We start from the raw sequence: 23818 nt of genomic DNA on the forward strand, positions 1-23818 counted from the left end.
GCCACGTCCACCGCGGGTGGCAGGTCGACGTGCGCGACCTGACCGGACGCGTGCACACCGGCGTCCGTGCGGCCCGCCACGGTCAGCCGCACGTCCTCGCGCAGCACCTTCGACAGCGTGTCCTCCAGCACCCCGCACACCGTGCGGCGGTCGGGCTGCCGCGCCCACCCGGAGAACTCCGTGCCGTCGTAGGCCAGGTCCAGTCGCACACGAACGAGCCCGTCGTCCCCAGCGGGGGCGACGGGCTCGTCGGTGAAGTTCGCGTCCGTCAGGACTCGTCCTTCTTGTCCTCGGACTTCGCGTCCTCGGCGGACGCGTCGTCGGCGCCCTCGGCGGGCTCCTCCGCGGCGTCCTTCGTGGCGGACTCGGGCGCCTCGGCGTCCTGGTCCTCCACCTCGTCGACCTTGGTCTCCTCGGTCGTGGCCTTGGCCTCGTCCTTGGCGAACTTGGTCTTGCGGGCGCGCTCGGCCTCGGAGGTGACGGTCTGCTCCGCGACCAGCTCGATCACGGCCATGGGCGCGTTGTCGCCCTTGCGCGGCATCGTCTTGGTGATGCGGGTGTAGCCACCGGGGCGGTCGGCGAACTGCGGGCCGATCTCGGCGAACAGCTTGTGCACGATGTCCTTGTCGCGGATCACCTTGAGGATCTCGCGACGGTTGTGCAGGTCACCGACCTTCGCCTTGCTGATCAGCTTCTCGGCGTACGGGCGCAGCCGCTTCGCCTTGGCCTCGGTGGTCGTGATCCGACCGTGGGTGAACAGGGACGTGGCCAGGTTGGCCAGCATCAGCCGCTCGTGGGCCGGCGAGCCCCCGAGACGGGGTCCCTTGGTGGGGGTGGGCATCGAATTGCTCCTCGGATTTCTTTCTGATCCTCTGCTCCGGCCCGGCCGCTAAGCGACCTCAGAGCTGCTCGGTCTCCGCGTAGTCCTGGCCGTCGTCGTGGGTGTCCACGGCGGTGTCCGTGCCCCAGCCTTCGGCGGGGTAGTCGGACGCGGCGGCCGACGGGTCGAACCCGGGGGGGCTGTCCTTCAGCGCGAGGCCGAGGCCGACGAGCTTCATCTTGACCTCGTCGATCGACTTCGCGCCGAAGTTGCGGATGTCCAGCAGGTCCGCCTCGCTGCGCGAGACCAGCTCGCCCACGGTGTGGATGCCCTCGCGCTTGAGGCAGTTGTAGGACCGGACGGTGAGGTCCAGGTCCTCGATCGGCATCGCGAACGCCGCGATGGTGTCCGCCTCGGCGGGCGAGGGGCCGATCTCGATGCCCTCGGCGTCGACGTTCAGCTCGCGAGCGAGACCGAACAGCTCGACCAGCGTCTTGCCCGCCGACGCGACGGCGTCGCGCGGCGTGATGGACGGCTTGGTCTCGACGTCGAGGATCAGCTTGTCGAAGTCGGTCCGCTGCTCGACACGGGTGGCCTCGACCTTGTAGGTCACCTTCATGACGGGCGAGTAGATCGAGTCGACCGGAATGCGGCCGATCTCGGCACCGGCCTGCTTGTTCTGCACGGCGGGGACGTAACCGCGACCGCGCTCGACCACGAGCTCGATCTCCAGCTTGCCCTTGCCGTTCAGGGTGGCGATGTGCAGGTCGGGGTTGTGCACGGTGACACCGGCCGGAGGCACGATGTCGCCCGCGGTCACCGCGCCCGGCCCCTGCTTGCGCAGGTACATGGTCACCGGCTCGTCCTCCTCGGAGCTGACGACCAGCTCCTTGAGGTTGAGGATGATGTCGGTGACGTCTTCCTTCACACCGGGGACGGTCGTGAACTCGTGCAGCACACCGTCGATGCGGATGCTGGTCACGGCCGCGCCGGGGATGGACGACAGCAGGGTGCGGCGAATCGAGTTGCCGAGGGTGTAGCCGAAGCCCGGCTCCAGCGGCTCGATGACGAACCGGGAGCGGGTCTCGTTGACCGCTTCCTCGCTGAGCGAGGGGCGCTGGGAAATCAGCACTGGGTTCTTCCTCTCTAACCCCGACGCCCGCTATTTGACGTCGTGGGAACCGGTCGCGGAGACCGGCAAACGCATGCGGCACACCATTCCGTGCCGCCGCGGGACCCGACTGGAGGGGCCCCACCGGGATTTCTCCTGGCGGGCCCCTCCAGGAGGATCACTTCGAGTAGAGCTCGACGATGAGCTGCTCGGTGACGGGCGTGTCGATCTGCGCCCGCTCCGGCAGCTGGTGGACCAGGATGCGCAGGTTGGACTGCACGACCTGGAGCCACGCCGGGATCGGACGGTCACCGAAGGAAGCACGCGCGGCCTCGAAGGGCAGCGTGGGCAGCGACTTCGGCTTCACGTCGATGATGTCGAACTTCGACACCCGGAAGCTCGGGATGTTGACCTTGTGGCCGTTCACGATGAAGTGACCGTGGCTGACCAGCTGGCGGGCCTGACGACGGGTGCGCGCGAGACCCGCGCGGTACACCACGTTGTCGAGCCGGGACTCCAGGATCTGCAGCAGGTTCTCACCGGTCTTGCCGGGACGACGAACCGCTTCCTCGTAGTAGCGCCTGAACTGCTTCTCCAGGACGCCGTACGTGTAGCGGGCCTTCTGCTTCTCCTGCAACTGCAGCAGGTACTCGGACTCCTTGATCCGACCGCGGCCGTGCTGGCCGGGCGGGTAAGGACGACGCTCGAACGCCTGGTCCCCGCCGACGAGGTCGACCTTGAGACGGCGCGAGATGCGAGTGGCCGGTCCGGTATAGCGAGCCATGTTGTCTTACTCCTCCCCGTGCCTCAGACCCGGCGCCGCTTGGGCGGGCGGCAGCCGTTGTGGGGCTGCGGGGTCACGTCCTGGATGGTGCCGACCTCGAGGCCGGCGGCCTGCAGCGAACGGATCGCGGTCTCACGGCCGGAGCCGGGACCCTTCACGAACACGTCCACCTTGCGCATGCCGTGCTCGGCGGCCTTGCGGGCGGCGTTCTCGGCTGCCATCTGCGCGGCGAAGGGCGTGGACTTGCGCGAGCCCTTGAAGCCGACGTGGCCGGCGGACGCCCAGCTGATCACGTTGCCCAGCGGGTCCGTGATGGACACGATGGTGTTGTTGAACGTGCTCTTGATGTGCGCCTGGCCGTGCGAGACGTTCTTCTTTTCCTTGCGCCGGACCTTCTTGACCCCGGCGCCCGTACGGGACTTGGGTGGCATTTCTGGGTGAACTCCTACTTGCTAGACGCGAGGTTTACTTCTTACCGGCCTTCTTCTTGCCCGCCACGGTCTTCTTCGGACCCTTGCGGGTGCGCGCGTTCGTCTTGGTGCGCTGCCCGCGGACGGGCAGGTTGCGACGGTGGCGCAGCCCCTGGTAGGTGCCGATTTCCATCTTGCGGCGGATGTCGGCCTGAACCTCGCGGCGGAGGTCACCCTCGACCTTGAAGTTGTTCTCGATGTAGTCCCGCAGCTTCGCGAGCTCGGCGTCACCGAGGTCCTTGACCCGGAGGTCGGGGGACAGCTCGGTCGCGGTCAGCACTTCCTTGGACCGCGTGCGTCCGATGCCGAAGATGTAGGTCAGCGCGATCTCCAACCGCTTCTCGCGGGGGAGGTCGACGCCAGCGAGTCGTGCCATACGGCGCTTGCTCCTAACAGTGGTGTCGCTCCAGGTCTGCTCCTCGCCCGGTCCCGGGACTGACTCGCTGTGTCAGTTCCGGTCGCTCTCGCGACCGGTGTCCCGGCCCCGGCCTGGAGTCCGGGGGTGTGCCCGCCAAAGGTTCTTGGTGGGGCAGGTGCGAGGAGGCTTACTCGTGTCGCGTCCGGTGAAGACTCGACTCGTGCTGGTCTGGTCAGCCCTGGCGCTGCTTGTGGCGCAGGTTCTCGCAGATCACCATGACCCGGCCGTGACGGCGGATCACCTTGCACTTGTCGCAGATCTTCTTGACGCTCGGCTGGACCTTCACGCCTGAGCTTCTCCTGCGTCAGCCGGTGCGCCCGTGCTGGGGCGCCCCGGAGGTCACTTGTAGCGGTAGACGATGCGCCCGCGGGACAGGTCGTAGGGCGAGAGCTCCACGACAACCCGGTCCTCGGGGAGGATGCGGATGTAGTGCTGACGCATCTTGCCGCTGATGTGTGCCAGGACCTTGTGACCGTTCTCCAACTCGACGCGGAACATCGCGTTGGGGAGCGGCTCGACTACGCGGCCCTCGACCTCAATGGCCCCGTCCTTCTTGCCCATGTCCTCCGCGTTTCGTGACGGTGGGTGTAACTTCCGGAGTGCGGGCACGCGGCGCCCCGACTCCCTCAGGCCCTTGCGAACCCTGCCAGCTGCGGAGAAGAGATCCCCGGGCATGGCGGAACCGGCGCGACGTGTGCGCCACCCGTCCATAGTACGCGGGTCAGCGCGAACGCCCAAATCGGCCCGCGTGACCGGCCAGGACGACCAGGCCCCACGGCCCCGCGACCCAGATCCACCAAGGGTAGAGGGCCTCGCCCAGGGACAGGCTGATGATCCCCCAGACGAGGAAGTTGATCGCGCTCGCGGCGAACCACGCGCCGGTGACAACCCTGGCCAGGACGTTCGGCCGGCGCTCCACGGGAGCGGGCGCGTCGCGGGGCAGGTCGGCGGTCAGGGCGCTCAGCTCCGCGTACGTCCGTGCCTGGTAGACGGCCCGGGTGCGCTCGTCGAACTCCGACAGCGTCAGCCTGCCCTCGGTGTGCGCGCGGGACAGCTCCTCGGCCACCGCGGCCCGGTCGTTGTCCGCCGCACGGGTGAAGGACTCGTTCACGCCGCCACCTCCTCGAAGGCAATAGTAACAGCGTTACCGTTGCGGGTCGGCGCGCGGCCCCGGGTTGCCGGTGCTCCACCAGAGGACGCCGAGGACCGTCCCCGAGGGGACGGCCACCCAGAGGAACCACGGGTAGACGAGGTCGACGGTGAGGACGCTGACGAGCAGCCAGATGGCGAAGTTGAGCGCGCTGACGCTCATCCAGATGGTGGTGAGCACCTTCAACGCGGTGCGCCCGCCGCTCTTTTTCACTCTTCTGGGCGAAGGCGGGAGGAGGGGGACGGGCGGCGCGGGGGCCGCGGTCGGCAGGTCGGCCGTGAGGACCGCCAACTCGCCCCGGGTCCTGGCCCGCCAGGCGCGCACCACCCGGGCGTCGAACTCCGCGAGGTCGAGGCTGCCGTCGGCGTGCGCGCGCTGCAGGAACTGCTGGACCAGTTCGCGTTCGGCGTCGGAGGCCCGCATGTCCTCGGGCCGCACAGGCTGGGTCACCCCTCCATCGTGACCCGGCGGCCGGTCCCGGGACAGGGGGCTAGCCCCCGCTTCCCCGCCGCCGGACGTCGGAATCCCGGCCGGGCCCGCCCCGCGGGACGTGCCACCGCCCGGCCCCCCCGTCGGGTCGACCCCGTCAACGGAAGAACGCCACCACCCCGGGGGGTGATGGCGTTCCACCGACGTCTGCGCCGGTCAGTCCGACAGCGCGGTCAGCACCCAGGGGCCGTCGTCGGTGATCGCCACCGAGTGCTCCCAGTGCGCGGCGCGCGAGCCGTCCGCGGTGATGACGGTCCAGCCGTCGTCCAGCTCGACCGTGCGCTCGGTGCCCAGCGTGAGCATCGGCTCGATCGCGATCGCCATGCCGGGCTTCAGGCGGGGCCCCTTGCCGGGCTTGCCGTGGTTGGGCAGGAACGGGTCCATGTGCATCTTCGTGCCGATGCCGTGGCCGCCGTAGCCCTCGACGATCCCGTAGTCGACGCCGTGCTGCTCGCCGGCCAGGATCGTGGCCGACTCGATGGCGAACGAGACGTCGCTGAGCCGCCCGCCGACCACCGCGGCCTCGATGCCCGCGAGCATCGACGCGCGGGTCGCCTCGGACAGCTTCAGCTCCGCCTCGGTCACCTCACCGACCGGCAGGGTGATGGCCGAGTCGCCGTGCCAGCCGTCCAGGATCGCGCCGCAGTCGATCGAGATCAGGTCGCCCTCGGCCAGCACCTGCGTGCGGCTGGGGATGCCGTGGACCACCTGCTCGTTCACCGACGCGCAGATCGACGCCGGGAACCCGTGGTAGCCCTTGAACGACGGGATCGCACCCGAGTCGCGGATGTTCTGCTCCGCCATCTCGTCCAGCTCGGCGGTGCTGATCCCGGCCTTGGCGTGCGCGGCCAGCAGCGCCAGCGTGCGCGCCACGACCAGCCCGGCGGCCCTCATGGCCTCGAGCTGGCCGCGGCTCTTGATCTCGATCATGCGGTCCCGACCGGGGACGACCCGACGCAGCGCATCGACAAGTCCACCGCTCACTTCAGGTCGCGCAACGCGCGGAGGGCGCGCTCGCTGATCTCGTCGACCTCGCCGTCCGCGTCGATCGTCACGACGATGTCGGCGTAGTAGTCGAGCAGCGGCGCGGTCTCCGTCCGGTACACCTGCTGCCGGTGCCGGATCACGTCTTCCTTGTCGTCCGTGCGCCCGCGGGCGAGCAACCGCTCGACCACGACGTCCTCGTCGATCCGGAACTCCAGCACCGCGTCCAGCACGTGGCCGTCGGCGGTCAGCATCTCGCCCAGCACGCCCGCCTGGGCGGTGTTGCGCGGGAAGCCGTCGAGGAGGAAGCCACCGGTGGCGTCCGGCTGGGCCAGTCGGACGCGCACCATCTCGTTGGTGACCTCGTCCGGCACCAGCTCACCCGAGTCCAGGTACTCCTGGACCTCCTTGCCCAGATCGGTCTGCTCGCTGATGTGGGCGCGGAACAGGTCCCCGGTGGAGATGTGCGGCACGCCGAGCTCGCGGCTGAGCGTTTTGGCCTGGGTGCCCTTGCCCGCACCGGGCGGGCCGACGAGAACGAGTCGCACTAGCGGAGGAACCCTTCGTAGTTGCGCTGCATGAGCTGGCTCTCGATCTGCTTCACGGTGTCGAGGCCGACACCGACCATGATCAGCACCGCCGTGCCGCCGAACGGGAAGTTCTGGTTCTGGCCCTGACCGGTCAGGTCGAGGAACAGGTTCGGCAGGATGGCGACGATGCCCAGGTAGAGCGAGCCCGGCAGCGTGATCCGCCCCAACACGAAGCGGAGGTACTCGGCGGTGGGTCGACCCGGTCGGATACCCGGGATGAACCCACCGAACTTCTTCATCTCATCGGCACGCTCGTCCGGGTTGAACGTGATGCCGACGTAGAAGTAGGTGAAGAAGACGATCAGCAGGAAGTACAGCGCGATGTGGATCGGGCTGGACTGGCTCACCAGGTGCGTCGCCACGAAGGTGTTCCACCAGCCGGGGGCGGAACCGTCGGAGGAGGACGTCAGCCTGGAGATGAGGTCCGGCAGGTAGAGCAGCGACGAGGCGAAGATGACCGGGATGACACCGGCCTGGTTCACCTTCAGCGGCAGGTAGGTCGACGTGCCGCCGTACATCCGCCGGCCGATCATGCGCTTGGCGTACTGCACGGGGATGCGGCGCTGGGCCTGCTCCACGTAGATGACGCTCGCGATGATGACCAGGGCCGCGACGCAGACCAGGAAGAACGTCAGGCCGCCGCGGTCGAAGATGACCTTGCCCTCGACCGGGATGCGCGCCGCGATGCCGGTGAAGATCAGCAGCGACATGCCGTTGCCGATCCCCTTCTCGGTGATGATCTCACCGAGCCACATGATCACGCTGGTGCCCGCGGTCATGACGACCACGAGGACGACCAGGTTGAAGATGCTCTCGTCGGGGATGACGGGCACGCTGCAGTTGGCGAACAGCTGGTCGCGCACGGCCAGGGCGATGATGCCCGTGGACTGCAGGACCGCCAGCGCGATGGTCAGGTAGCGGGTGTACTGCGTCAGCTTGTTCTGACCCGCCTGCCCTTCCTTCTTCAGCTGCTCGAACCGGGGAATCACCACGGTGAGCAGCTGGATGATGATGCTCGCCGTGATGTACGGCATGATGCCGAGCGCGAAGATCGACAAGTTCAGCAGCGCGCCACCGCTGAACAGGTTGATCAGCGAGTAGATCCCCTGCTGGTCGACCTGCTCGACGCACTGTTTGACGTTCTTGAAGGAGACGCCCGGCGCGGGCATGGTGGCGCCCAACCGGTACACCACGACGATCCCGAGTGTGAACAGGATCTTCTTGCGTAGGTCCGGCGTCGCGAGAGCCGAGCGGAATGCGCCGAGCACGCGAACCTCCATCAGCGTTGCCGCCCCGCTGGGGTCGGCATCCTGCGGTACCGGCTGTGTTGCCGGCACAGTCTTGCGGACGTGCCGTCGACCATCGCCGACGGTGGCGGAAGCGACGGATAGCCGCGACCGACCCGGAGGGCATCCGGGTTCAGCCCGCGACTTTAACAGTCGCTTGGCCGATCGCCGTAGCCAGTCTTCCCTCACACTTCGTACCCGATCGACTACGGCCGCCGGCAAGCCCCCGAATGGATCAAGTTCTGCCGGTCGCGAGGACCCCCGCCACGCCCAGCAGGACGGCCGCGGTGGCCTTGTCCAACCGGGCCTCGGCCCGCCTGCTCAACCCGGACTTCCGGATGCCCGCGCCCACCACCACGTAGGCGACGCCGGCCAGCGCCTCGGCCGCCAGGTAGACCGCGCCGAGGGTCGCCAGCTGCAGCGCGACCGGGCCGCGCGCCGGGTCGACGAACTGGGGCACGAACGCGGTGAAGATCAGCAGCGCCTTGGGGTTGGTGATCGCCACCAGGAACTCCTTGCGCAGCGGGCTGCCCCGCCTGGCCGGCGTTTCACCCCGCTCCCGGGTCATCAGGATGCGCACGGCGAGGTACACCAGGTACGCCACACCGGCCCACTTGATCACGGTCAGCGCGGTCCGGCTGGCGGCCAGCACGGGCCCGAGGCCCGCCACGACCGCGGCGACCATCAGGGAGAAGGCCGCAAGACGGCCCAGGAGGGCCGTGGCGGCCCGCAACGGGCCGTGGTGGACCCCGTGGTGCATCCCGAGCAGGTTGTTCGCGCCAGGGGTCAGTGCGACCAGCACCGACGCGCCGAAGAAGACCGCGAGCCACATGCGGGCACGCTAACCCGGACCGCCAACCGGTTTTACGCCCTGGGCGAACGCCCGTCCCAGCAGGGCCGATCCACCCCCGGGACACCCGCCGAGGCCGCCGGCAACCGTCAAAAACCCGCCGTCTCGATCGAACCGGCCCCGCGCACGCGAACGGCCCCGGAGCGGGAGGCTCCGGGGCCGTTCGGCGGTGCTTCGTGCGTCAGAGCACGGTGGTGGTGCCACCGGCGGCGGCGATCTTCTCGACCGCGCTGCCGGAGAACTTGTTCGCCACGACGTCGAGCTTGACGCCGTCCAGGTCACCGTTGCCGAGGACCTTCACGAGCTCGTTCTTGCGCACCAGGCCCGCGTGGATCAGCGCGTCCACGTCCACCCGACCGCCGTCCGGGAACACCCGGGCGAGGTCGCCCACGTTCACCACCTGGTACTCGGTGCGGAACGGGTTGCGGAAGCCCTTCAGCTTCGGCAGGCGCATGTGCAGCGGCATCTGGCCACCCTCGAAGCGCGGGGAGACGTTCTTCCGCGCGCCGGTGCCCTTCGTACCGCGACCGGCCGTCTTGCCCTTGGAGCCCTCACCGCGACCGACACGGGTCTTCGCGGTCTTGGCGCCGGGTGCCGGACGCAGGTCATGGATCTTGATGGTCACGACTGGACCTCCTCGACGACCACCAGGTGGCGCACGGCGTGGATCAGGCCGCGAACCTGCGGCGTGTCCTCGCGGACCACCGACTGGCGGATCTTGCGCAACCCCAGGGTCCGGAGGGACTCACGGTGGTTGTGCTTGGTACCGATGCTGCTCTTGACCTGGGTCACCTTGAGCTGGGCCATGGTCACACCGCCCCTGCACGGGCACGGAGCATGCCGGCGGGAGCCACATCCTCGATCGGCAGACCGCGACGGGCGGCCACCTCCTCGGGACGCTGGAGGCCCTTCAGGGCCGCCACCGTGGCGTGCACGATGTTGATGGCGTTGTCGGAGCCCAGCGACTTGCTCAGCACGTCGTGGACACCGGCGCACTCCAGCACCGCGCGGACCGCGCCACCGGCGATGACACCGGTACCGGCCGAAGCCGGGCGGAGCATGACGACACCGGCCGCCTTCTCGCCCTGGATCGGGTGGGGGATCGTGCCCGCGATGCGGGGGACGCGGAAGAAGTTCTTCTTCGCCTCCTCCACACCCTTGGCGATCGCCGCGGGGACTTCCTTGGCCTTGCCGTAGCCGACACCGACCATGCCGTCGCCGTCACCGACCACGACGAGGGCGGTGAAGCTGAAGCGACGACCACCCTTGACGACCTTGGAGACGCGGTTGATCGCGACCACGCGCTCCAGGTGCGGGGTCTTCTCCTGGGCCGCTCCGCCGCGGCCACCGTCACGGCGGTCGCGGCGCTCTCCGCGCTCGCCCCCGCCGCCTTCGCGACGCGTGCGTCCTGGCATCAGGCGTCCCTCTCAATTCGGTTCGTTTGCCCAAAGATAAGGCTCATTGTCAGAACTCCAGCCCCGCCTCGCGGGCGGCATCGGCCAGAGCGGCGATCCGACCGTGGTAGGCGTTGCCGCCCCGGTCGAAGACCACCTTGGTGATCCCGGCGTCCTTGGCACGGGCGGCGGCCAGCTGGCCGACCTTCGCCGCACGGGCCTTCTTGTCGCCGTCGATCGCCCGGACGTCCGCTTCCACGGAGGAAGCCGCGGCCAGGGTGCGACCGGCGAGGTCGTCGATGATCTGCACGGTGATGTGCTTCGACGACCGGTGCACCACCAGGCGCGGGCGCTCGGCCGTGCCGCTGACCTTCTTGCGGAGGCGGAAGTGACGGCGGGTCTTGGCGACGCGGCGAGTGGTCGAGATGTCCTTGCCCACAGGCTTGCGCTTCGTTGCAGTCTCGCTCATGTCACTTACCCGTCTTTCCGACCTTGCGGCGGATCTTCTCACCCGAGTAGCGCACGCCCTTGCCCTTGTACGGGTCGGGCTTGCGCAGCTTGCGGATGTTGGCGGCGACCTCGCCGACGAGCTGCTTGTCGATGCCCGACACGGAGAAGCGGGTCGGGGTCTCCACCGCGAAGGTGATGCCCTCGGGGGCCTCCACCTTCACCGGGTGGCTGTAGCCCAGCGCGAACTCCAGGTCGGAACCCTTCAGCGCCACGCGGTAACCGACGCCGTGGATTTCCATCTTCTTCTCGTAGCCCTGCGTGACGCCGACGACCATGTTCTGCACCAGGGTGCGCGACAGGCCGTGCAGCGAGCGGCTGCGACGCTCGTCGTTCGGGCGCTTCACCTCGAGGGTGCCGTCGTCGGCCTTCTCGATGATGATCGGCTCGGCGATGTTCAGCGACAGGGTGCCCTTGGGGCCCTTGACGCTCACAGCCTGGCCATCGATGTTCACGTCGACCCCGGAGGGGACGGTGATCGGCAGTTTTCCGATGCGCGACATTGCCTAGTCCCCCTTCCTCACCAGACGTAGGCGAGGACTTCTCCGCCCACGCCCGACTTGTTGGCCTGGCGGTCGGTCATGAGACCACCAGAGGTCGAAATGATCGCGACGCCCAGACCGCCCAGCACCTTCGGCAGGTTGGTCGACTTCGCGTAGATGCGCAGACCGGGCTTCGACACGCGGCGGAGGCCGGCGATGCTGCGCTCCCGGTTCGGGCCGTACTTCAGCTCGATAACCAGGTTCTTGGCCACGTCGCCCTGCTCATCGCGGTAGCTCGCGATGTAGCCCTCGCGCTTGAGGATCTCGGCGATGCTGGCCTTCAACTTCGAGTGCGGCATCACGACCTTGTCGTGGTAAGCCGAGTTCGCGTTCCGCAGACGCGTCAACATGTCTGCGATCGGGTCGGTCATCGTCATGGTGACCTGGTCAACCTTTCTCGCTGCGGTTCCCCAGCCAGGGTCCGAGCCGGCCTTGCGGCCGGCTGGTCGTGGACGGGCCTACAGCGAAGTGATGAGTCTAGAAAAACCTGCCGCCGAGCCGGACTTACCAGCTGGACTTGTTCACACCGGGCAGCTCGCCCCGGTGCGCCATCTCGCGGAGGCAGATCCGGCACAGGCCGAACTTGCGGAACACCGAGTGCGGGCGACCGCAACGCTGGCAGCGGGTGTAACCCCGCACCTTGAACTTCGGCTTGGCCGCGGCCTTGTTGATCAGCGCCTTCTTGGCCATCTGTCAGTTCTCCTTGAACGGGAAGCCCAGGAGCTTCAGCAGCGCCCGGCCCTCGTCGTCGTTGGTCGCGGTCGTCACCACGGTGATGTCCATGCCGCGGGGACGGTCGATCGCGTCCGGGTCGATCTCGTGGAACATCGACTGCTCGTTGAGGCCGAACGTGTAGTTCCCGTTGCCATCGAACTGCTTGCCCGACAGGCCGCGGAAGTCGCGGATGCGGGGCAGCGCGATCGTCAGCAGGCGGTCCAGGAACTCCCACATCCGGTCGCCGCGCAGCGTCACGCGCGCACCGATCGGCATGCCCTCGCGCAGCTTGAACTGCGCGATGGACTTGCGGGCCCGGCGGACCTCGGGCCGCTGGCCGGTGATGATCGAGAGGTCCTTGACGGCACCCTCGATCAGCTTGCCGTCGCGGGCGGCGTCGCCGACACCCATGTTCACGACGACCTTGACCACGCCCGGGATCTGCATGACGTTGGCGTACTCGAACTGCTCGCGCAGCGAGGCGACGATCTCCTCGCGGTAGCGGACCTTGAGCCGCGGCAGGGTCTTCTCAACGGTGGTCATCAGATGTCCTTCCCGTTACGACGGGAAATGCGGACCCGCTTGCCCTCGTCGTTCGTCCGGTAGCCCACGCGGGTCGGCTTGCCGTCCGAGTCGACCACCATCACGTTCGACACGTGGATGGGGGCTTCCTGCGTCACGATGCCGCCCGACTGCGCGCCGCGCTCGGTCTGCGAGATCCGGGTGTGCTTCTTGATGCGGTTGACGCCCTCGACCAGGACGCGGTTCTCAGCGGGGTAGGCCATGATGACCTTGCCGCGAGCCCCCTTGTCCTTGCCGGCGATAACCACGACGGTGTCGCCCTTCTTCACCTTCATGGTCAGAGCACCTCCGGCGCCAACGAGATGATCTTCATGAACTTCTTGTCGCGCAGCTCACGGCCGACGGGGCCGAAGATGCGGGTGCCCCTCGGCTCGTTGTCGTTCTTGATGAGCACCGCGGCGTTCTCGTCGAACCGGATGTAAGAGCCGTCGGGACGGCGCTTCTCCTTGACGGTGCGGACGATGACCGCCTTGACGACGTCGCCCTTCTTGACGCCGGCACCCGGGATGGCCTGCTTCACCGTCGCGACGATGATGTCCCCGATGCCCGCGTAGCGGCGGCCCGAGCCACCGAGAACACGGATGCAGAGGATTTCCTTCGCACCGGTGTTGTCGGCGACGCGCAGCCGCGACTCCTGCTGGATCACTTACCTGCTCCTTGACCATTCCTGGCCCGCCAGATTTCCGACCTGACGGGCTCGGTCGGTAACGCTGTGCCCGTTCTCCTTGGGCTTACTTGGCCTTTTCGAGGATCTCGACGAGGCGCCAGCGCTTCGTGGCCGACAGCGGCCGCGTCTCCATCAGCAGGACGCGGTCGCCGATGCCGGCGGTGTTCTGCTCGTCGTGCGCCTTCACCTTGGTGGTGGAGCGCATGACCTTCGAGTACCGGCGGTGCTTCTTGCGGTCCTCGACCGCCACCACGATCGTCTTGTCCATCTTGTCGGACACGACGTAGCCCTCGCGGACCTTGCGGTCGTTGCGAACCTCGGTAGTCACTTCGTTGTTCTCGCTCATGCCGCACCCTCACCAGTGGAAACCGCGTCGGGAGAGGCCGAGAGGCCCAGCTCCCGTTCCCGCATCACGGTGTAGATCCGGGCGATCTCGTGCCGGACCGTGCGCAGGCGGCGGTTGTTGTCGAGCTGCCCGGTGGCCATCTGGAAGCGGAGGTTGAACAGCTCCTCCTTCGCCTCCCTCAGGCGCAGCACGAGCTCTTCCTCGGTGAGCTCACGCAGCTCGGAAGCGGTGGTACCCGCTGCCATCAGAACTCACCACCCTCACGCGTAACGATGCGGCACTTCATCGGGAGCTTGTGGATCGCGCGGCGCAGCGCCTCGCGGGCCACAGCCTCGTTCGGGAAGCTCATCTCGAAGAGCACCCGACCCGGCTTGATGTTGGCCACCCACCACTCCGGCGAACCCTTACCGGAACCCATGCGGGTCTCGGCCGGCTTCTTGGTCAGCGGGCGGTCCGGGAAGATGTTGATCCAGACCTTGCCACCACGGCGGATGTGCCGGGTGATCGCGATACGAGCCGACTCGATCTGCCGGTTGGTCACGTAGGCGGGCTCCAGAGCCTGGATGCCGTACTCGCCGAAGGTGACCCTCGTGCCGCCCTTGGCAGCACCGGACCGTCCGGGGTGGTGCTGCTTGCGGTGCTTAACCCTGCGCGGGATGAGCACGACTCAGCCCTCCGTCTTCTCTTCGGTCGGTGCGGCGGCCTGGTCGCCCGCAGCGGCCCGACCGGCCTCGGTGCTCGTCGCCGTGGTGCCGCTGGCGCCGGAACGACGGGCGCGGTTCGGGCGTTCGTTGCGGTCGCGACGCGGCGCGCGGTCGGCCGACGGAGCGGCGTCACGCTCGCGCTTGGCGCTGAGACCACCGACGATGTCGCCCTTGTAGATCCACACCTTCACGCCGATCCGGCCGAACGTGGTGCGAGCCTCGAAGAAGCCGTAGTCGATGTCGGCGCGCAGCGTGTGCAGCGGCACGCGGCCATCGCGGTAGTGCTCGGAGCGGGACATCTCGGCACCGCCGAGACGACCGCCGCACTGCACGCGGATGCCCTTGACCTGCGGGGAGCGCATGGCCGACTGGATGGCCTTGCGCATCGCGCGGCGGAAGGCGACGCGGTTGGACAGCTGCTCCGCCACGCCCTGCGCGACGAGCTGCGCGTCGGACTCGGGGCTCTTCACCTCGAGGATGTTGAGCTGCACCTGCTTCTTGGTGAGCTTCTCCAGCTCACCGCGGATGCGGTCCGCCTCGGCGCCGCGGCGACCGATGACGATGCCCGGCCGGGCGGTGTGGATGTCGACGCGAACCCGGTCACGGGTGCGCTCGATCTCCACCTTCGAGATGCCGGCCCGCTCCATGCCCTTGGAGAGCAGCTTGCGGATCTTGACGTCCTCGGCGACGTACTCGGCGTACTGCTTGTCGGCGTACCAGCGGGACTTCCAGTCCGTGGTGATACCAAGTCGGAAGCCGTGCGGGTTGATTTTCTGGCCCACTACCGAGCCCCCTTCCTGTCAGCGCCGGCCTTCGCGCTGGTCTTCTTCGGACGGCTCTCCACCTCGACGGTGATGTGGCTCGTCCGCTTGCGGATCCGATAGGCGCGGCCCTGGGCGCGCGGGCGGAACCGCTTGAGGGTCGGACCCTCGTCCACGTACACCTTCGACACCCACAGGGTGTCGGGGTCCAGGGACAGGTTGTTCTCGGCGTTGGCCACGGCGCTCTGCAGCACCTTGCGGACCGGCTCAGATGCCGCCTGCGGCGCGAACTGGAGCACGGCCAGGGCCTCGCTGGCGCTACGACCCCTGATGAGCTCGACGACGCGACGCACCTTCATGGGCGTGTCACGGACGTAGCGAGCCCGAGCCACGGCGCGCGGGAACTCCGGCGCTTCGGCTTCGTTACGGGCGTTCATCGCTGCTTCCCCTTGCTCTTCCTCTAGTTCGTCGCCTAGCGACGGCGCGACTTCCGGTCGTCCTTGATGTGGCCCTTGAACGTGCGGGTCGGGGCGAACTCGCCGAGCTTGTGCCCGACCATCGCCTCCGTCACGAACACCGGCACGTGCTTGCGGCCGTCGTGCACCGCGATCGTGTGGCCCAACATGTCGGGGATGATCGTCGACCGGCGGGACCAGGTCTTGATGACGGTCTTCTTGCCCGACTCGTTGAGGACGTCCACCTTCTTGAGCAGGTGGTCGTCCACGAAGGGGCCCTTCTTAAGGCTGCGAGGCATCCTTCACTCCCTCCCTGCTCAGCGCTTCTTACCGGTGCGACGACGCCGGACGATGAGCTTGTCGCTTGGCTTGTTGCGGCGGCGCGTGCGGCCCTCGGGCTTACCGGCCGGGTTCACCGGGTGGCGACCACCGGAGGTCTTGCCCTCACCACCACCGTGCGGGTGGTCGACCGGGTTCATGGCGACACCGCGGACGGTGGGCTTCTTGCCCTTCCACCGCATGCGGCCGGCCTTGCCCCAGTTGATGTTCTGGTGCTCGGCGTTGCCGACCTCGCCCACCGTGGCGCGGCACCGGACGTCCACGTTGCGGATTTCGCCCGAGGGCATCCGCAGCTGGGCGTAGGGGCCGTCCTTGGCGACGAGCTGCACGCTGGCACCGGCGGATCGGGCGATCTTCGCGCCGCCGCCGGGGCGGAGCTCGATCGCGTGGATCACGGTGCCGACCGGGATGTTGCGCAGCGGGAGGTTGTTGCCCGGCTTGATGTCCGCCTTGGGGCCGTTCTCCACCATGTCGCCCTGCTGCAACTTCGACGGGGCGATGATGTAGCGCTTCTCGCCGTCGAGGTAGTGCAGCAGCGCGATGCGCGCGGTGCGGTTGGGGTCGTACTCGATGTGAGCGACCTTGGCCGGCACGCCGTCCTTGTCGGTGCGGCGGAAGTCGATGAGGCGGTACGCCCGCTTGTGGCCACCACCCTTGTGCCGCGTCGTGATCTTGCCCGACGCGTTGCGGCCACCGCGGCCGTGCAGCGGGCGGACCAGCGACTTCTCCGGCGTCGTCCGAGTGATCTCGGCGAAGTCGGAGACGCTCGCACCGCGACGACCGGGGGTCGTCGGCTTGTACTTGCGAATGCCCATCTCTACGCAGTCCTCGTCGTCATCAGGCGGCCGGGCCGCCGAAGATCTCGATCGGCTTGCTCTCGGCGGACAGCGTCACGATGGCGCGCTTGGTGTCCTTGCGCTTGCCGTAGCCCGTCCGGGTGCGCTTGCGCTTGCCCTGGCGGTTGATCGTGTTGACGCTGACGACCTTGACGCCGAAGACCTTCTCCACGGCAATCTTGATCTGGGTCTTGTTCGAGCCGGGAGCCACCACGAAGGTGTACTTGTTCTCCTCGAGCAGCCCGTAGGACTTCTCGGAGATGACCGGCGCGAGCAGGATGTCCCGGTGGTCGGGGATCACTTCGCGGCCTCCTCGTCACCCTCGGTGGACGTCGCGGTCGCCTCGGCGGAGCCCTGCCCGTGCTGGGCCTTGCTCGCCAGGAACACGTCGAGCGCGTCCTTGGTGAACACCACGTCGTCGTTGACCAGCACGTCGAACGTGTTCAGCTGGTCCGGCGCGATGATGTGCACGTGCTGCAGGTTGCGCAGGCTGACCCACGAAACCTCGTCGGTGCGCAGCAGCACGGCCAGCACGCGGCGGGCCTCGGTCACCGACTCCAGCACCTTGCGGGCCGACTTGGTCGACGGCGCGTCGCCCTCGACGAAGCCGCTCACCACGTGCACCTGGCCGGCGCGCGCCCGGTCGGAGAGGGCACCGCGCAGGGCGGCGGCCTTCATCTTCTTGGGGGTGCGCTGGGTGTAGTCGCGCGGCTGCGGGCCGTGGACGACGCCACCACCGGCGAACTGCGGCGCACGGGTCGAGCCCTGACGGGCGCGGCCGGTGCCCTTCTGCCGGTACGGCTTCTTGCCACCACCGCGGACTTCGCCGCGGGTCTTGGTGGAGTGCGTGCCCTGGCGGGCCGCGGCCTGCTGGGCCACGACGACCTGGTGCAGCAGCGCCACGTTGGCCTGCGCGTCGAAGATCGCGGCGGGCAGCTCGACGGAGCCGTCGGTCTGGCCGGCCGGGGTGCGGATCTCAACGGAAGTCATGATCAGGCACCACCCTTCGCAGCGGTCTTGATGAACACGGTGCCGCCCTTGGGGCCGGGAACGGCGCCCTTGATGAGCAGCAGGCCGGACTCGGCGTCCACGCGGTGCACCTTGAGGTTCTGGGTGGTCACCCGCACGTGGCCCATCCGGCCCGCCATCCGCAGGCCCTTGAACACGCGGCCGGGCGTGGCGCAGCCGCCGATGGAGCCGGGCGAGCGGTGCTTGCGCTGCGTGCCGTGGCTGGCGCCGAGGCCCTTGAACCCGTGGCGCTTCATGACACCCGCGGTGCCCTTGCCCTTGCTGGTGCCGACCACGTCGACCACCACGCCGGCCTCGAAGACCTCGGCGGTGATTTCCTGGCCGACCGTGTACTCGGACGCGTCCGTGGTGCGCAGCTCCGCCAGGTGGCGGCGGGGCGTGACGCCCGCCTTGGCGTAGTGGCCCGCGACGGGCTTGTTGACCTTGCGCGGGTCGATCGCGCCGAAGGCCAACTGCACGGCCGAGTAGCCGTCGATTTCCTGGGTCCGAACCTGGGTGACCACGTTCGGCTCGGCCTTGACGACGGTAACCGGAACGATCCGGTTGTTCTCGTCGAAGACCTGAGTCATGCCGAGCTTGGTGCCCAGGAGGCCCTTAACCTGCCTGTCAGACATGGGTCTCGTTACTCTCCGCCCCAAATGGGATCAACACTGCCGCGTCCAACGCTTACTGGATGTTGACGTCGACGCTCGCCGGCAGGTCGATGCGCATGAGCGCGTCCACCGTCTTCGGCGTCGGGTCGAGGATGTCGATCAGACGCTTGTGCGTGCGCATCTCGAAGTGCTCGCGCGAGTCCTTGTACTTGTGCGGCGAGCGGATGACGCAGTAAACGTTCTTCTCAGTGGGCAGCGGCACAGGCCCGACGACCCGAGCGCCGGTGCGCGTCACGGTCTCGACGATCTTGCGCGCGGACGCGTCGATCGCCTCGTGGTCGTAGGCCTTGAGCCGGATGCGGATCTTCTGTCCCGCCATGATGGCTTGCCGTTCCTCTGCTTCTAGTACCGCTGCGGTGCGGGCACCTTGCACGAGGTCACGGGACCTCCGGCGCGCTCCGCCCCCTATTCAGGATTGACACCGAGCGGTGTCACGGTGCCCGGTCCACGCGGTCGGGCGTGTCGCGCCCCAACACATAGACCGGTCCCACTGATCAAGCCTGTGGGATTGTCTTGCTCGATCAAACCCCGCTCGTGGCGGGGCGGCCGAGTCCAGAACTCGAACCGGCCGCCCCGACGAGCAACCCGTCAATGGTCGCACACGTACGCGGCGAGACCAAATCGGGGGGTGAGTTGTAGAGCTAGATCACTTGATGATCTTGGTGACCGAGCCCGCGCCGACGGTGCGGCCACCCTCGCGGATGGCGAACCGCAGGCCCTCGTCCATGGCGATCGGCTGGATCAGCTTCACGGCCATCGACGTGGTGTCGCCCGGCATGACCATCTCGGTGCCCTCGGGGAGGGTCACGACGCCGGTCACGTCGGTGGTGCGGAAGTAGAACTGCGGGCGGTAGTTGTTGAAGAACGGCGTGTGCCGGCCGCCCTCGTCCTTCGACAGGATGTAGACCTGCGCGTCGAACTCGGTGTGCGGGGTGGTGGTGCCCGGCTTCACGATCACCATGCCGCGCTCCACCTCCTCGCGCTTGATGCCGCGCAGCAGCAGGGCGGCGTTGTCGCCCGCGCGACCCTCGTCGAGGAACTTCTTGAACATCTCGATCGAGGTGACCGTCGTCTTCTTCGAGGTCTCCTTGATGCCGACGATCTCGACCTCTTCGTTGACCTTGATGATGCCGCGCTCGATGCGGCCGGTCACCACGGTGCCACGACCGGTGATGGTGAACACGTCCTCGACCGGCATCAGGAACGGACGGTCGACCTCGCGCTCGGGCTCCGGGATGTTCTCGTCCACGGCGTCCATCAGGCCGATGAGCTTCTCGCCCCACTCGGCGTCGCCCTCCAGCGCCTTCAGCGCGGAGACGCGGACGACCGGCAGGTCGTCACCGGGGAACTCGTACTCGGAGAGCAGCTCGCGGACCTCGAGCTCGACGAGCTCCAGGATCTCCTCGTCGTCCACCATGTCGGCCTTGTTCAGGGCCACCACGATGTAGGGCACACCGACCTGGCGGGCCAGGAGCACGTGCTCCTTGGTCTGCGGCATCGGGCCGTCGGTCGCCGCGACCACCAGGATGGCGCCGTCCATCTGCGCCGCACCGGTGATCATGTTCTTGATGTAGTCGGCGTGACCGGGGCAGTCGACGTGCGCGTAGTGGCGCTTGTCGGTCTGGTACTCGATGTGCGCGATCGAGATGGTGATGCCGCGCTGCTTCTCCTCCGGCGCCTTGTCGATCTGGTCGAACGGCGTGAAGGGGTTGAGGTCCGGGTACTTGTCGTGCAGGACCTTGGAGATGGCAGCGGTCAGCGTCGTCTTACCGTGGTCGATGTGACCAATGGTGCCGATGTTGACGTGCGGCTTCGTCCGCTCGAACTTCGCCTTCGCCACTGGAATGTCCTCCTGGACTTCTATTGCTTAGCCCGGCGGGCTGTCAGCCGCCCGCCGGGCTTCACGTCAGGGTCGGTTGTGCGGACCCCGGGGCATCCCCCCGGAGAGCCCGCGTGGTGCTGCGGTGCTCCGGTTGGGGTTACTCGCCCGTCGCCTTCGCGATGATCTCCTTCGCGACGTTCGCGGGAACCTCGGCGTAGGAGTCAAAGGTCATCGAGTAGTTCGCGCGACCCTGGGTCTTGGACCGCAGGTCGCCGACATACCCGAACATCTCCGACAGCGGGACCAGCGCCTTGACGACGCGGGTGCCACTGCGCTCTTCCATGGCCTGGATCTGGCCACGGCGGGAGTTCAAGTCGCCGATCACGTCGCCCATGTAGTCCTCGGGCGTGGTGACCTCGACGGCCATCAACGGCTCGAGGATGGCCGGGCTGGCCTGCCGGGCGGCTTCCTTGAGCGCCATGGAGCCCGCGATCTTGAACGCCATCTCCGACGAGTCGACCTCGTGGTAGGCGCCGTCGACCAGCGTCACCTTGACGCCCACCAGCGGGTAGCCCGCCAGCACGCCGTACTGCATCGCGTCCTGGGCGCCCGCGTCCACCGACGGGATGTACTCCCGCGGGATGCGACCACCGGTGACCGCGTTGACGAACTCGTAGAGAGCGCCGTCCTCGGTCTTCTCCAACGGCTCCAGGTCGATGAGGACCTTCGCGAACTGGCCGGAGCCACCGGTCTGCTTCTTGTGGGTGTAGGAGTACTTCTCCACCTTGCGGCGGATCGTCTCCCGGTACGCCACCTGGGGCTTGCCGATGTTGGCCTCGACCTTGAACTCGCGGCGCATGCGGTCCACCAGGATGTCCAGGTGGAGCTCGCCCATGCCGGCGATGATGGTCTGGCCGGTCTCCTGGTCCAGGTTGACCCGGAACGTCGGGTCCTCCTCGGCCAGCTTCTGGATCGCGGTGCCCAGCTTCTCCTGGTCCGCCTTCGTCTTCGGCTCGATCGCCACCTGGATGACCGGCTCGGGGAAGGTCATCGACTCCAGCACGATGGGCGCCTGCGGGTCGCAGAGCGTCTCACCGGTGGTGGTGTCCTTCAGACCGATCACGGCGTAGATGTGACCGGCGATGGCCTCGTCGACCGGGTTCTCCTTGTTGGCGTGCATCTGGAAGATCTTCCCGATGCGCTCCTTGCGGTCCTTGGTCGAGTTGATGACCTGGGTGCCGGAGGCGACCTTGCCGGAGTAGACCCGGATGTAGGTCAGCTTGCCGAAGAACGGGTGCGCCGCGATCTTGAACGCCAGGGCCGAGAACGGCTCGTCCGTCGCGGGCTTGCGGAAGGCCGGCGTCTCGCCGTCCTGCAGCGTGCCCTCGACCGGGGGGAGGTCCAGCGGAGCGGGCAGGAAGTCGATCACCGCGTCGAGCATGGGCTGGACGCCCTTGTTCTTGAACGCCGAGCCGCACAGCACCGGGTAGGCGGTGCGGTTCTTGACGATCGCGCGGATGCCCGTCTTGATCTGCTCGACGGTCAGCTCCTCGCCCGCGAGGTAGGCCTCCATGAGCTCGTCGTCGGTCTCGGCCACGGCCTCGACCAGCGCCTCGCGGTACTCGGCGGCCTTGTCGGCGAGGTCGGCCGGGATCTCCTCGACCGTGTAGTCCTCGCCCTTCTGGACCTCACCGCGCCAGGTCAGCGCGCGCATCTCGACCAGGTCGACGACGCCGATGAAGTCGCTCTCCGACCCGATCGGGATCTGGATCGGCAGCGGCTTCGCGCCGAGGCGCTCCTGGATCGTGCGCACGGTGAAGTAGAAGTCGGCGCCGAGCTTGTCCATCTTGTTGACGAAGCAGATGCGCGGGACGTCGTACTTGGTCGCCTGGCGCCAGACCTGCTCGGACTGGGGCTCGACGCCTTCCTTGCCGTCGAACACGGCAACGGCACCGTCGAGGACGCGGAGGTTGCGCTCCACCTCGACGGTGAAGTCGACGTGGCCCGGCGTGTCGATGATGTTGATCTGGTGGTTCTTCCAGAAGCAGGTCGTCGCGGCCGACGTGATCGTGATGCCGCGCTCCTGCTCCTGCTCCATCCAGTCCATCACCGCGGCGCCGTCGTGGACCTCGCCGATCTTGTAGCTGATCCCGGTGTAGAACAGGATCCGCTCGGTCGTCGTGGTCTTGCCCGCGTCGATGTGGGCCATGATCCCGATGTTGCGGACCTTGGCCAGGTCGGTGAGCACGTCCTGTGCCACGGGTGTCTTCCCCTGTCTTGAGCTAGCTGGTAGCAGGCTCACTAGGGCCGGGAGGCGCCAGGCGGGCTGTCCGGGAAGTCCTCCACGGACGGCCCGCCTGGCGGCACGTCACCAGCGGTAGTGGGCGAAGGCCTTGTTCGACTCGGCCATCTTGTGCGTGTCCTCGCGGCGCTTGACGCTCGCGCCCAGGCCGTTGCTCGCGTCGAGCAGCTCGTTCATCAGGCGCTCGATCATGGTCTTCTCACGGCGCTGCCGGGAGAAGGTGATCAGCCAGCGCAGCGCGAGCGTGGTCGAGCGGCCCGGCTTCACCTCGACGGGCACCTGGTAGGTGGCGCCACCGACGCGGCGGGACTTCACCTCGAGCGCCGGCTTGACGTTGTCCAGGGCGCGCTTGAGCGTGACGACGGGGTCGGTGCCCGTCTTGTCGCGGGCGCCTTCGAGGGCGCCGTACACGATCCGCTCGGCCACGGAGCGCTTGCCGTCGACCAGCACCTTGTTGATGAGCTGGGTCACCAGCGGAGAGCTGTAGACCGGGTCGGAGATCAGCGGCCGCTTCGGGGCCGGTCCCTTGCGGGGCATCAGCTCTTCTCCTTCTTCGCGCCGTACCGGCTGCGAGCCTGCTTGCGGTTCTTCACGCCCTGCGTGTCGAGGGAACCGCGAATGATCTTGTAACGGACACCCGGGAGGTCCTTCACACGACCGCCGCGCACGAGCACCATCGAGTGCTCCTGGAGGTTGTGGCCCTCACCGGGGATGTAAGCCGTGACCTCGATACCGCTCGTCAGCTTCACGCGGGCGACCTTGCGCAGCGCCGAGTTCGGCTTCTTGGGCGTGGTCGTGTAGACGCGGGTGCACACACCGCGCCGCTGCGGGCTGCCCTTGAGCGCCGCGGTCTTCTGCTTGGCGACCTTGTCCTGCCGGCCCTTGCGGACCAGCTGCTGGATCGTTGGCATACGCCGGCTGCTTCTTCCTTTACGTGCCCGCCGCGTGGGCGACGAGCCCTGTTTACCTGGTCCCTCTCTGCACCCGAGGTCGGGCGTGTCGCGGCCTTCGGCAGAACCGACGGCGCGACGCCGTCACCCCAGGTCCGCAGGCGACATCCCAGGATGCCCCTACGCGTGGAGGTCACCGCGGCCGGCTTTCCAGCACCACTGGCGCGTAGGCACGCGGAGCGGCCCGACATGGGTCGGGCACGAGTACCAAAGATACCCCGCCTGGTTCCCACGGGTCAAAACGGATCCGCGGCGGCAGCGGA

The 23818-nt window shown here is 67.9% G+C and carries 38 protein-coding genes and 1 pseudogene; all 39 read right to left on the minus strand.

The features are described 5' to 3' along the window. Positions 1–209: pseudogene (locus AB0G02_RS05540) on the minus strand (tRNA pseudouridine(38-40) synthase TruA); the annotation flags it as partial. A gap of 59 nt (positions 210–268) precedes the next feature. Next, positions 269–841: a 50S ribosomal protein L17 gene (gene rplQ, locus AB0G02_RS05545; RefSeq protein WP_360789797.1), complete on the minus strand. Its 573-nt coding sequence runs from the start codon at positions 839–841 to the stop codon at positions 269–271. A 58-nt stretch (positions 842–899) separates the two neighbouring features. Next, positions 900–1952, minus strand: coding sequence for a DNA-directed RNA polymerase subunit alpha (locus tag AB0G02_RS05550; RefSeq protein ID WP_123745287.1), 1053 nt, complete (start codon positions 1950–1952; stop codon positions 900–902). A 157-nt stretch (positions 1953–2109) separates the two neighbouring features. Further along, positions 2110–2715, minus strand: a complete 606-nt coding sequence (gene rpsD / locus AB0G02_RS05555; RefSeq protein ID WP_233825463.1) for a 30S ribosomal protein S4 — start codon at positions 2713–2715, stop codon at positions 2110–2112. Between the two features lie 23 nt (positions 2716–2738). Continuing rightward, a complete protein-coding gene (rpsK, locus tag AB0G02_RS05560) occupies positions 2739–3146 on the minus strand; it encodes a 30S ribosomal protein S11 (protein ID WP_015105236.1) in 408 nt (135 codons plus the stop codon). A 34-nt stretch (positions 3147–3180) separates the two neighbouring features. Beyond that, entirely contained in the window at positions 3181–3561 is a 381-nt protein-coding gene (gene rpsM, locus AB0G02_RS05565) for a 30S ribosomal protein S13 (RefSeq protein WP_360789800.1), read from the minus strand. A gap of 214 nt (positions 3562–3775) precedes the next feature. Further along, positions 3776–3889 (minus strand): 50S ribosomal protein L36, encoded by a 114-nt coding sequence (gene rpmJ, locus AB0G02_RS05570; RefSeq protein ID WP_010148647.1) that lies wholly within the window; start codon positions 3887–3889, stop codon positions 3776–3778. A gap of 53 nt (positions 3890–3942) precedes the next feature. Beyond that, positions 3943–4164, minus strand: coding sequence for a translation initiation factor IF-1 (gene infA, locus AB0G02_RS05575; RefSeq protein ID WP_005166804.1), 222 nt, complete (start codon positions 4162–4164; stop codon positions 3943–3945). 160 nt (positions 4165–4324) lie between these two features. Continuing rightward, positions 4325–4714, minus strand: a complete 390-nt coding sequence (locus AB0G02_RS05580; RefSeq protein WP_360789803.1) for a DUF1707 domain-containing protein — start codon at positions 4712–4714, stop codon at positions 4325–4327. A gap of 33 nt (positions 4715–4747) precedes the next feature. Then, positions 4748–5203 carry a DUF1707 domain-containing protein gene (locus AB0G02_RS05585; protein ID WP_360789806.1) on the minus strand — a complete coding sequence of 152 codons (456 nt, stop codon included), beginning with the start codon at positions 5201–5203 and terminating at the stop codon, positions 4748–4750. Between the two features lie 195 nt (positions 5204–5398). Further along, positions 5399–6172, minus strand: a complete 774-nt coding sequence (map, locus tag AB0G02_RS05590) for a type I methionyl aminopeptidase (RefSeq protein ID WP_360789808.1) — start codon at positions 6170–6172, stop codon at positions 5399–5401. Between the two features lie 50 nt (positions 6173–6222). Next, a complete protein-coding gene (locus AB0G02_RS05595) occupies positions 6223–6774 on the minus strand; it encodes an adenylate kinase (protein WP_360789811.1) in 552 nt (183 codons plus the stop codon). Continuing rightward, the gene (secY, locus tag AB0G02_RS05600) at positions 6774–8084 is read right to left on the minus strand and encodes a preprotein translocase subunit SecY (protein WP_360789814.1); all 1311 of its coding nucleotides are present in this window, start codon (positions 8082–8084) and stop codon (positions 6774–6776) included. Before secY ends, AB0G02_RS05595 begins: the two co-directional genes overlap by 1 nt. A gap of 253 nt (positions 8085–8337) precedes the next feature. After that, complete coding sequence (locus AB0G02_RS05605) at positions 8338–8934, minus strand: LysE family translocator (protein ID WP_360789817.1); 597 nt, start codon at positions 8932–8934, stop codon at positions 8338–8340. A gap of 199 nt (positions 8935–9133) precedes the next feature. After that, a complete protein-coding gene (rplO, locus tag AB0G02_RS05610) occupies positions 9134–9577 on the minus strand; it encodes a 50S ribosomal protein L15 (protein ID WP_312869553.1) in 444 nt (147 codons plus the stop codon). Next, a complete protein-coding gene (gene rpmD / locus AB0G02_RS05615; RefSeq protein WP_033428588.1) occupies positions 9574–9759 on the minus strand; it encodes a 50S ribosomal protein L30 in 186 nt (61 codons plus the stop codon). The genes rplO and rpmD overlap by 4 nt, the downstream gene beginning before the upstream one ends. Positions 9760–9761: 2 nt before the next feature. Next, on the minus strand, positions 9762–10367 hold the full coding sequence (rpsE, locus tag AB0G02_RS05620; RefSeq protein ID WP_106616824.1) for a 30S ribosomal protein S5: 606 nt from the start codon (positions 10365–10367) through the stop codon (positions 9762–9764). A gap of 49 nt (positions 10368–10416) precedes the next feature. Then, complete coding sequence (gene rplR / locus AB0G02_RS05625) at positions 10417–10815, minus strand: 50S ribosomal protein L18 (protein ID WP_360789821.1); 399 nt, start codon at positions 10813–10815, stop codon at positions 10417–10419. 1 nt (position 10816) lies between these two features. Next, on the minus strand, positions 10817–11356 hold the full coding sequence (gene rplF, locus AB0G02_RS05630) for a 50S ribosomal protein L6 (RefSeq protein ID WP_360789824.1): 540 nt from the start codon (positions 11354–11356) through the stop codon (positions 10817–10819). 17 nt (positions 11357–11373) lie between these two features. Then, the gene (gene rpsH, locus AB0G02_RS05635; protein ID WP_033436725.1) at positions 11374–11772 is read right to left on the minus strand and encodes a 30S ribosomal protein S8; all 399 of its coding nucleotides are present in this window, start codon (positions 11770–11772) and stop codon (positions 11374–11376) included. A 127-nt stretch (positions 11773–11899) separates the two neighbouring features. Next, positions 11900–12085 carry a type Z 30S ribosomal protein S14 gene (locus tag AB0G02_RS05640; protein ID WP_033436724.1) on the minus strand — a complete coding sequence of 62 codons (186 nt, stop codon included), beginning with the start codon at positions 12083–12085 and terminating at the stop codon, positions 11900–11902. Between the two features lie 3 nt (positions 12086–12088). Beyond that, a complete protein-coding gene (rplE, locus tag AB0G02_RS05645; RefSeq protein ID WP_053715227.1) occupies positions 12089–12652 on the minus strand; it encodes a 50S ribosomal protein L5 in 564 nt (187 codons plus the stop codon). Then, the gene (gene rplX, locus AB0G02_RS05650; protein ID WP_360789828.1) at positions 12652–12966 is read right to left on the minus strand and encodes a 50S ribosomal protein L24; all 315 of its coding nucleotides are present in this window, start codon (positions 12964–12966) and stop codon (positions 12652–12654) included. The genes rplE and rplX overlap by 1 nt, the downstream gene beginning before the upstream one ends. 2 nt (positions 12967–12968) lie before the next feature. Beyond that, positions 12969–13337, minus strand: coding sequence for a 50S ribosomal protein L14 (gene rplN, locus AB0G02_RS05655; RefSeq protein WP_033436721.1), 369 nt, complete (start codon positions 13335–13337; stop codon positions 12969–12971). An 85-nt stretch (positions 13338–13422) separates the two neighbouring features. Then, positions 13423–13704, minus strand: coding sequence for a 30S ribosomal protein S17 (gene rpsQ, locus AB0G02_RS05660; protein WP_360789831.1), 282 nt, complete (start codon positions 13702–13704; stop codon positions 13423–13425). Then, complete coding sequence (gene rpmC, locus AB0G02_RS05665; protein WP_033428581.1) at positions 13701–13949, minus strand: 50S ribosomal protein L29; 249 nt, start codon at positions 13947–13949, stop codon at positions 13701–13703. Before rpmC ends, rpsQ begins: the two co-directional genes overlap by 4 nt. Continuing rightward, positions 13949–14368: a 50S ribosomal protein L16 gene (gene rplP / locus AB0G02_RS05670; RefSeq protein WP_053715230.1), complete on the minus strand. Its 420-nt coding sequence runs from the start codon at positions 14366–14368 to the stop codon at positions 13949–13951. The genes rpmC and rplP overlap by 1 nt, the downstream gene beginning before the upstream one ends. Before the next feature lie 3 nt (positions 14369–14371). Beyond that, on the minus strand, positions 14372–15190 hold the full coding sequence (rpsC, locus tag AB0G02_RS05675) for a 30S ribosomal protein S3 (RefSeq protein WP_360789834.1): 819 nt from the start codon (positions 15188–15190) through the stop codon (positions 14372–14374). Continuing rightward, complete coding sequence (gene rplV, locus AB0G02_RS05680; protein WP_053715232.1) at positions 15190–15606, minus strand: 50S ribosomal protein L22; 417 nt, start codon at positions 15604–15606, stop codon at positions 15190–15192. Before rplV ends, rpsC begins: the two co-directional genes overlap by 1 nt. A gap of 35 nt (positions 15607–15641) precedes the next feature. Next, entirely contained in the window at positions 15642–15923 is a 282-nt protein-coding gene (gene rpsS / locus AB0G02_RS05685; protein ID WP_015105260.1) for a 30S ribosomal protein S19, read from the minus strand. A gap of 18 nt (positions 15924–15941) precedes the next feature. Then, a complete protein-coding gene (gene rplB, locus AB0G02_RS05690; RefSeq protein WP_073885917.1) occupies positions 15942–16778 on the minus strand; it encodes a 50S ribosomal protein L2 in 837 nt (278 codons plus the stop codon). Between the two features lie 22 nt (positions 16779–16800). After that, entirely contained in the window at positions 16801–17100 is a 300-nt protein-coding gene (rplW, locus tag AB0G02_RS05695) for a 50S ribosomal protein L23 (RefSeq protein ID WP_073885918.1), read from the minus strand. Then, positions 17097–17789 carry a 50S ribosomal protein L4 gene (rplD, locus tag AB0G02_RS05700; RefSeq protein WP_360789839.1) on the minus strand — a complete coding sequence of 231 codons (693 nt, stop codon included), beginning with the start codon at positions 17787–17789 and terminating at the stop codon, positions 17097–17099. Before rplD ends, rplW begins: the two co-directional genes overlap by 4 nt. Before the next feature lie 2 nt (positions 17790–17791). Further along, on the minus strand, positions 17792–18442 hold the full coding sequence (rplC, locus tag AB0G02_RS05705) for a 50S ribosomal protein L3 (protein ID WP_123745271.1): 651 nt from the start codon (positions 18440–18442) through the stop codon (positions 17792–17794). Positions 18443–18494: 52 nt separating this feature from the next. Next, on the minus strand, positions 18495–18800 hold the full coding sequence (gene rpsJ / locus AB0G02_RS05710) for a 30S ribosomal protein S10 (RefSeq protein ID WP_003938093.1): 306 nt from the start codon (positions 18798–18800) through the stop codon (positions 18495–18497). A 327-nt stretch (positions 18801–19127) separates the two neighbouring features. Beyond that, a complete protein-coding gene (gene tuf / locus AB0G02_RS05715) occupies positions 19128–20321 on the minus strand; it encodes an elongation factor Tu (RefSeq protein WP_123745270.1) in 1194 nt (397 codons plus the stop codon). Between the two features lie 139 nt (positions 20322–20460). Further along, positions 20461–22563, minus strand: coding sequence for an elongation factor G (gene fusA / locus AB0G02_RS05720; RefSeq protein ID WP_360789843.1), 2103 nt, complete (start codon positions 22561–22563; stop codon positions 20461–20463). Between the two features lie 108 nt (positions 22564–22671). Then, positions 22672–23142 (minus strand): 30S ribosomal protein S7, encoded by a 471-nt coding sequence (gene rpsG, locus AB0G02_RS05725; protein WP_053715239.1) that lies wholly within the window; start codon positions 23140–23142, stop codon positions 22672–22674. Continuing rightward, positions 23142–23516, minus strand: coding sequence for a 30S ribosomal protein S12 (gene rpsL, locus AB0G02_RS05730; RefSeq protein WP_030473471.1), 375 nt, complete (start codon positions 23514–23516; stop codon positions 23142–23144). The genes rpsG and rpsL overlap by 1 nt, the downstream gene beginning before the upstream one ends. Positions 23517–23818 lie beyond the last annotated feature (302 nt).

Source organism: Actinosynnema sp. NPDC023658 (assembly GCF_040639995.1).
Classification (GTDB): domain Bacteria; phylum Actinomycetota; class Actinomycetes; order Mycobacteriales; family Pseudonocardiaceae; genus Actinosynnema.

What these genes read in the sequence shown, in the direction of transcription:
- rplQ (WP_360789797.1), bottom strand. Translation starts at nt 841, where the DNA reads ATGCCCACCCCCACCAAGGGACCCCGTCTCGGGGGCTCGCCGGCCCAC.
- rpsD (WP_233825463.1), bottom strand. Translation starts at nt 2,715, where the DNA reads ATGGCTCGCTATACCGGACCGGCCACTCGCATCTCGCGCCGTCTCAAG.
- rpsK (WP_015105236.1), bottom strand. Translation starts at nt 3,146, where the DNA reads ATGCCACCCAAGTCCCGTACGGGCGCCGGGGTCAAGAAGGTCCGGCGC.
- rpsM (WP_360789800.1), bottom strand. Translation starts at nt 3,561, where the DNA reads ATGGCACGACTCGCTGGCGTCGACCTCCCCCGCGAGAAGCGGTTGGAG.
- infA (WP_005166804.1), bottom strand. Translation starts at nt 4,164, where the DNA reads ATGGGCAAGAAGGACGGGGCCATTGAGGTCGAGGGCCGCGTAGTCGAG.
- map (WP_360789808.1), bottom strand. Translation starts at nt 6,172, where the DNA reads ATGATCGAGATCAAGAGCCGCGGCCAGCTCGAGGCCATGAGGGCCGCC.
- AB0G02_RS05605 (WP_360789817.1), bottom strand. Translation starts at nt 8,934, where the DNA reads ATGTGGCTCGCGGTCTTCTTCGGCGCGTCGGTGCTGGTCGCACTGACC.
- rpmD (WP_033428588.1), bottom strand. Translation starts at nt 9,759, where the DNA reads ATGGCCCAGCTCAAGGTGACCCAGGTCAAGAGCAGCATCGGTACCAAG.
- rpsE (WP_106616824.1), bottom strand. Translation starts at nt 10,367, where the DNA reads ATGCCAGGACGCACGCGTCGCGAAGGCGGCGGGGGCGAGCGCGGAGAG.
- rplR (WP_360789821.1), bottom strand. Translation starts at nt 10,815, where the DNA reads ATGAGCGAGACTGCAACGAAGCGCAAGCCTGTGGGCAAGGACATCTCG.
- rplF (WP_360789824.1), bottom strand. Translation starts at nt 11,356, where the DNA reads ATGTCGCGCATCGGAAAACTGCCGATCACCGTCCCCTCCGGGGTCGAC.
- rpsH (WP_033436725.1), bottom strand. Translation starts at nt 11,772, where the DNA reads ATGACGATGACCGACCCGATCGCAGACATGTTGACGCGTCTGCGGAAC.
- AB0G02_RS05640 (WP_033436724.1), bottom strand. Translation starts at nt 12,085, where the DNA reads ATGGCCAAGAAGGCGCTGATCAACAAGGCCGCGGCCAAGCCGAAGTTC.
- rplE (WP_053715227.1), bottom strand. Translation starts at nt 12,652, where the DNA reads ATGACCACCGTTGAGAAGACCCTGCCGCGGCTCAAGGTCCGCTACCGC.
- rplX (WP_360789828.1), bottom strand. Translation starts at nt 12,966, where the DNA reads ATGAAGGTGAAGAAGGGCGACACCGTCGTGGTTATCGCCGGCAAGGAC.
- rpsQ (WP_360789831.1), bottom strand. Translation starts at nt 13,704, where the DNA reads ATGAGCGAGAACAACGAAGTGACTACCGAGGTTCGCAACGACCGCAAG.
- rpmC (WP_033428581.1), bottom strand. Translation starts at nt 13,949, where the DNA reads ATGGCAGCGGGTACCACCGCTTCCGAGCTGCGTGAGCTCACCGAGGAA.
- rplV (WP_053715232.1), bottom strand. Translation starts at nt 15,606, where the DNA reads ATGAACGCCCGTAACGAAGCCGAAGCGCCGGAGTTCCCGCGCGCCGTG.
- rpsS (WP_015105260.1), bottom strand. Translation starts at nt 15,923, where the DNA reads ATGCCTCGCAGCCTTAAGAAGGGCCCCTTCGTGGACGACCACCTGCTC.
- rplB (WP_073885917.1), bottom strand. Translation starts at nt 16,778, where the DNA reads ATGGGCATTCGCAAGTACAAGCCGACGACCCCCGGTCGTCGCGGTGCG.
- rplD (WP_360789839.1), bottom strand. Translation starts at nt 17,789, where the DNA reads ATGACTTCCGTTGAGATCCGCACCCCGGCCGGCCAGACCGACGGCTCC.
- rplC (WP_123745271.1), bottom strand. Translation starts at nt 18,442, where the DNA reads ATGTCTGACAGGCAGGTTAAGGGCCTCCTGGGCACCAAGCTCGGCATG.
- rpsJ (WP_003938093.1), bottom strand. Translation starts at nt 18,800, where the DNA reads ATGGCGGGACAGAAGATCCGCATCCGGCTCAAGGCCTACGACCACGAG.
- rpsG (WP_053715239.1), bottom strand. Translation starts at nt 23,142, where the DNA reads ATGCCCCGCAAGGGACCGGCCCCGAAGCGGCCGCTGATCTCCGACCCG.
- rpsL (WP_030473471.1), bottom strand. Translation starts at nt 23,516, where the DNA reads ATGCCAACGATCCAGCAGCTGGTCCGCAAGGGCCGGCAGGACAAGGTC.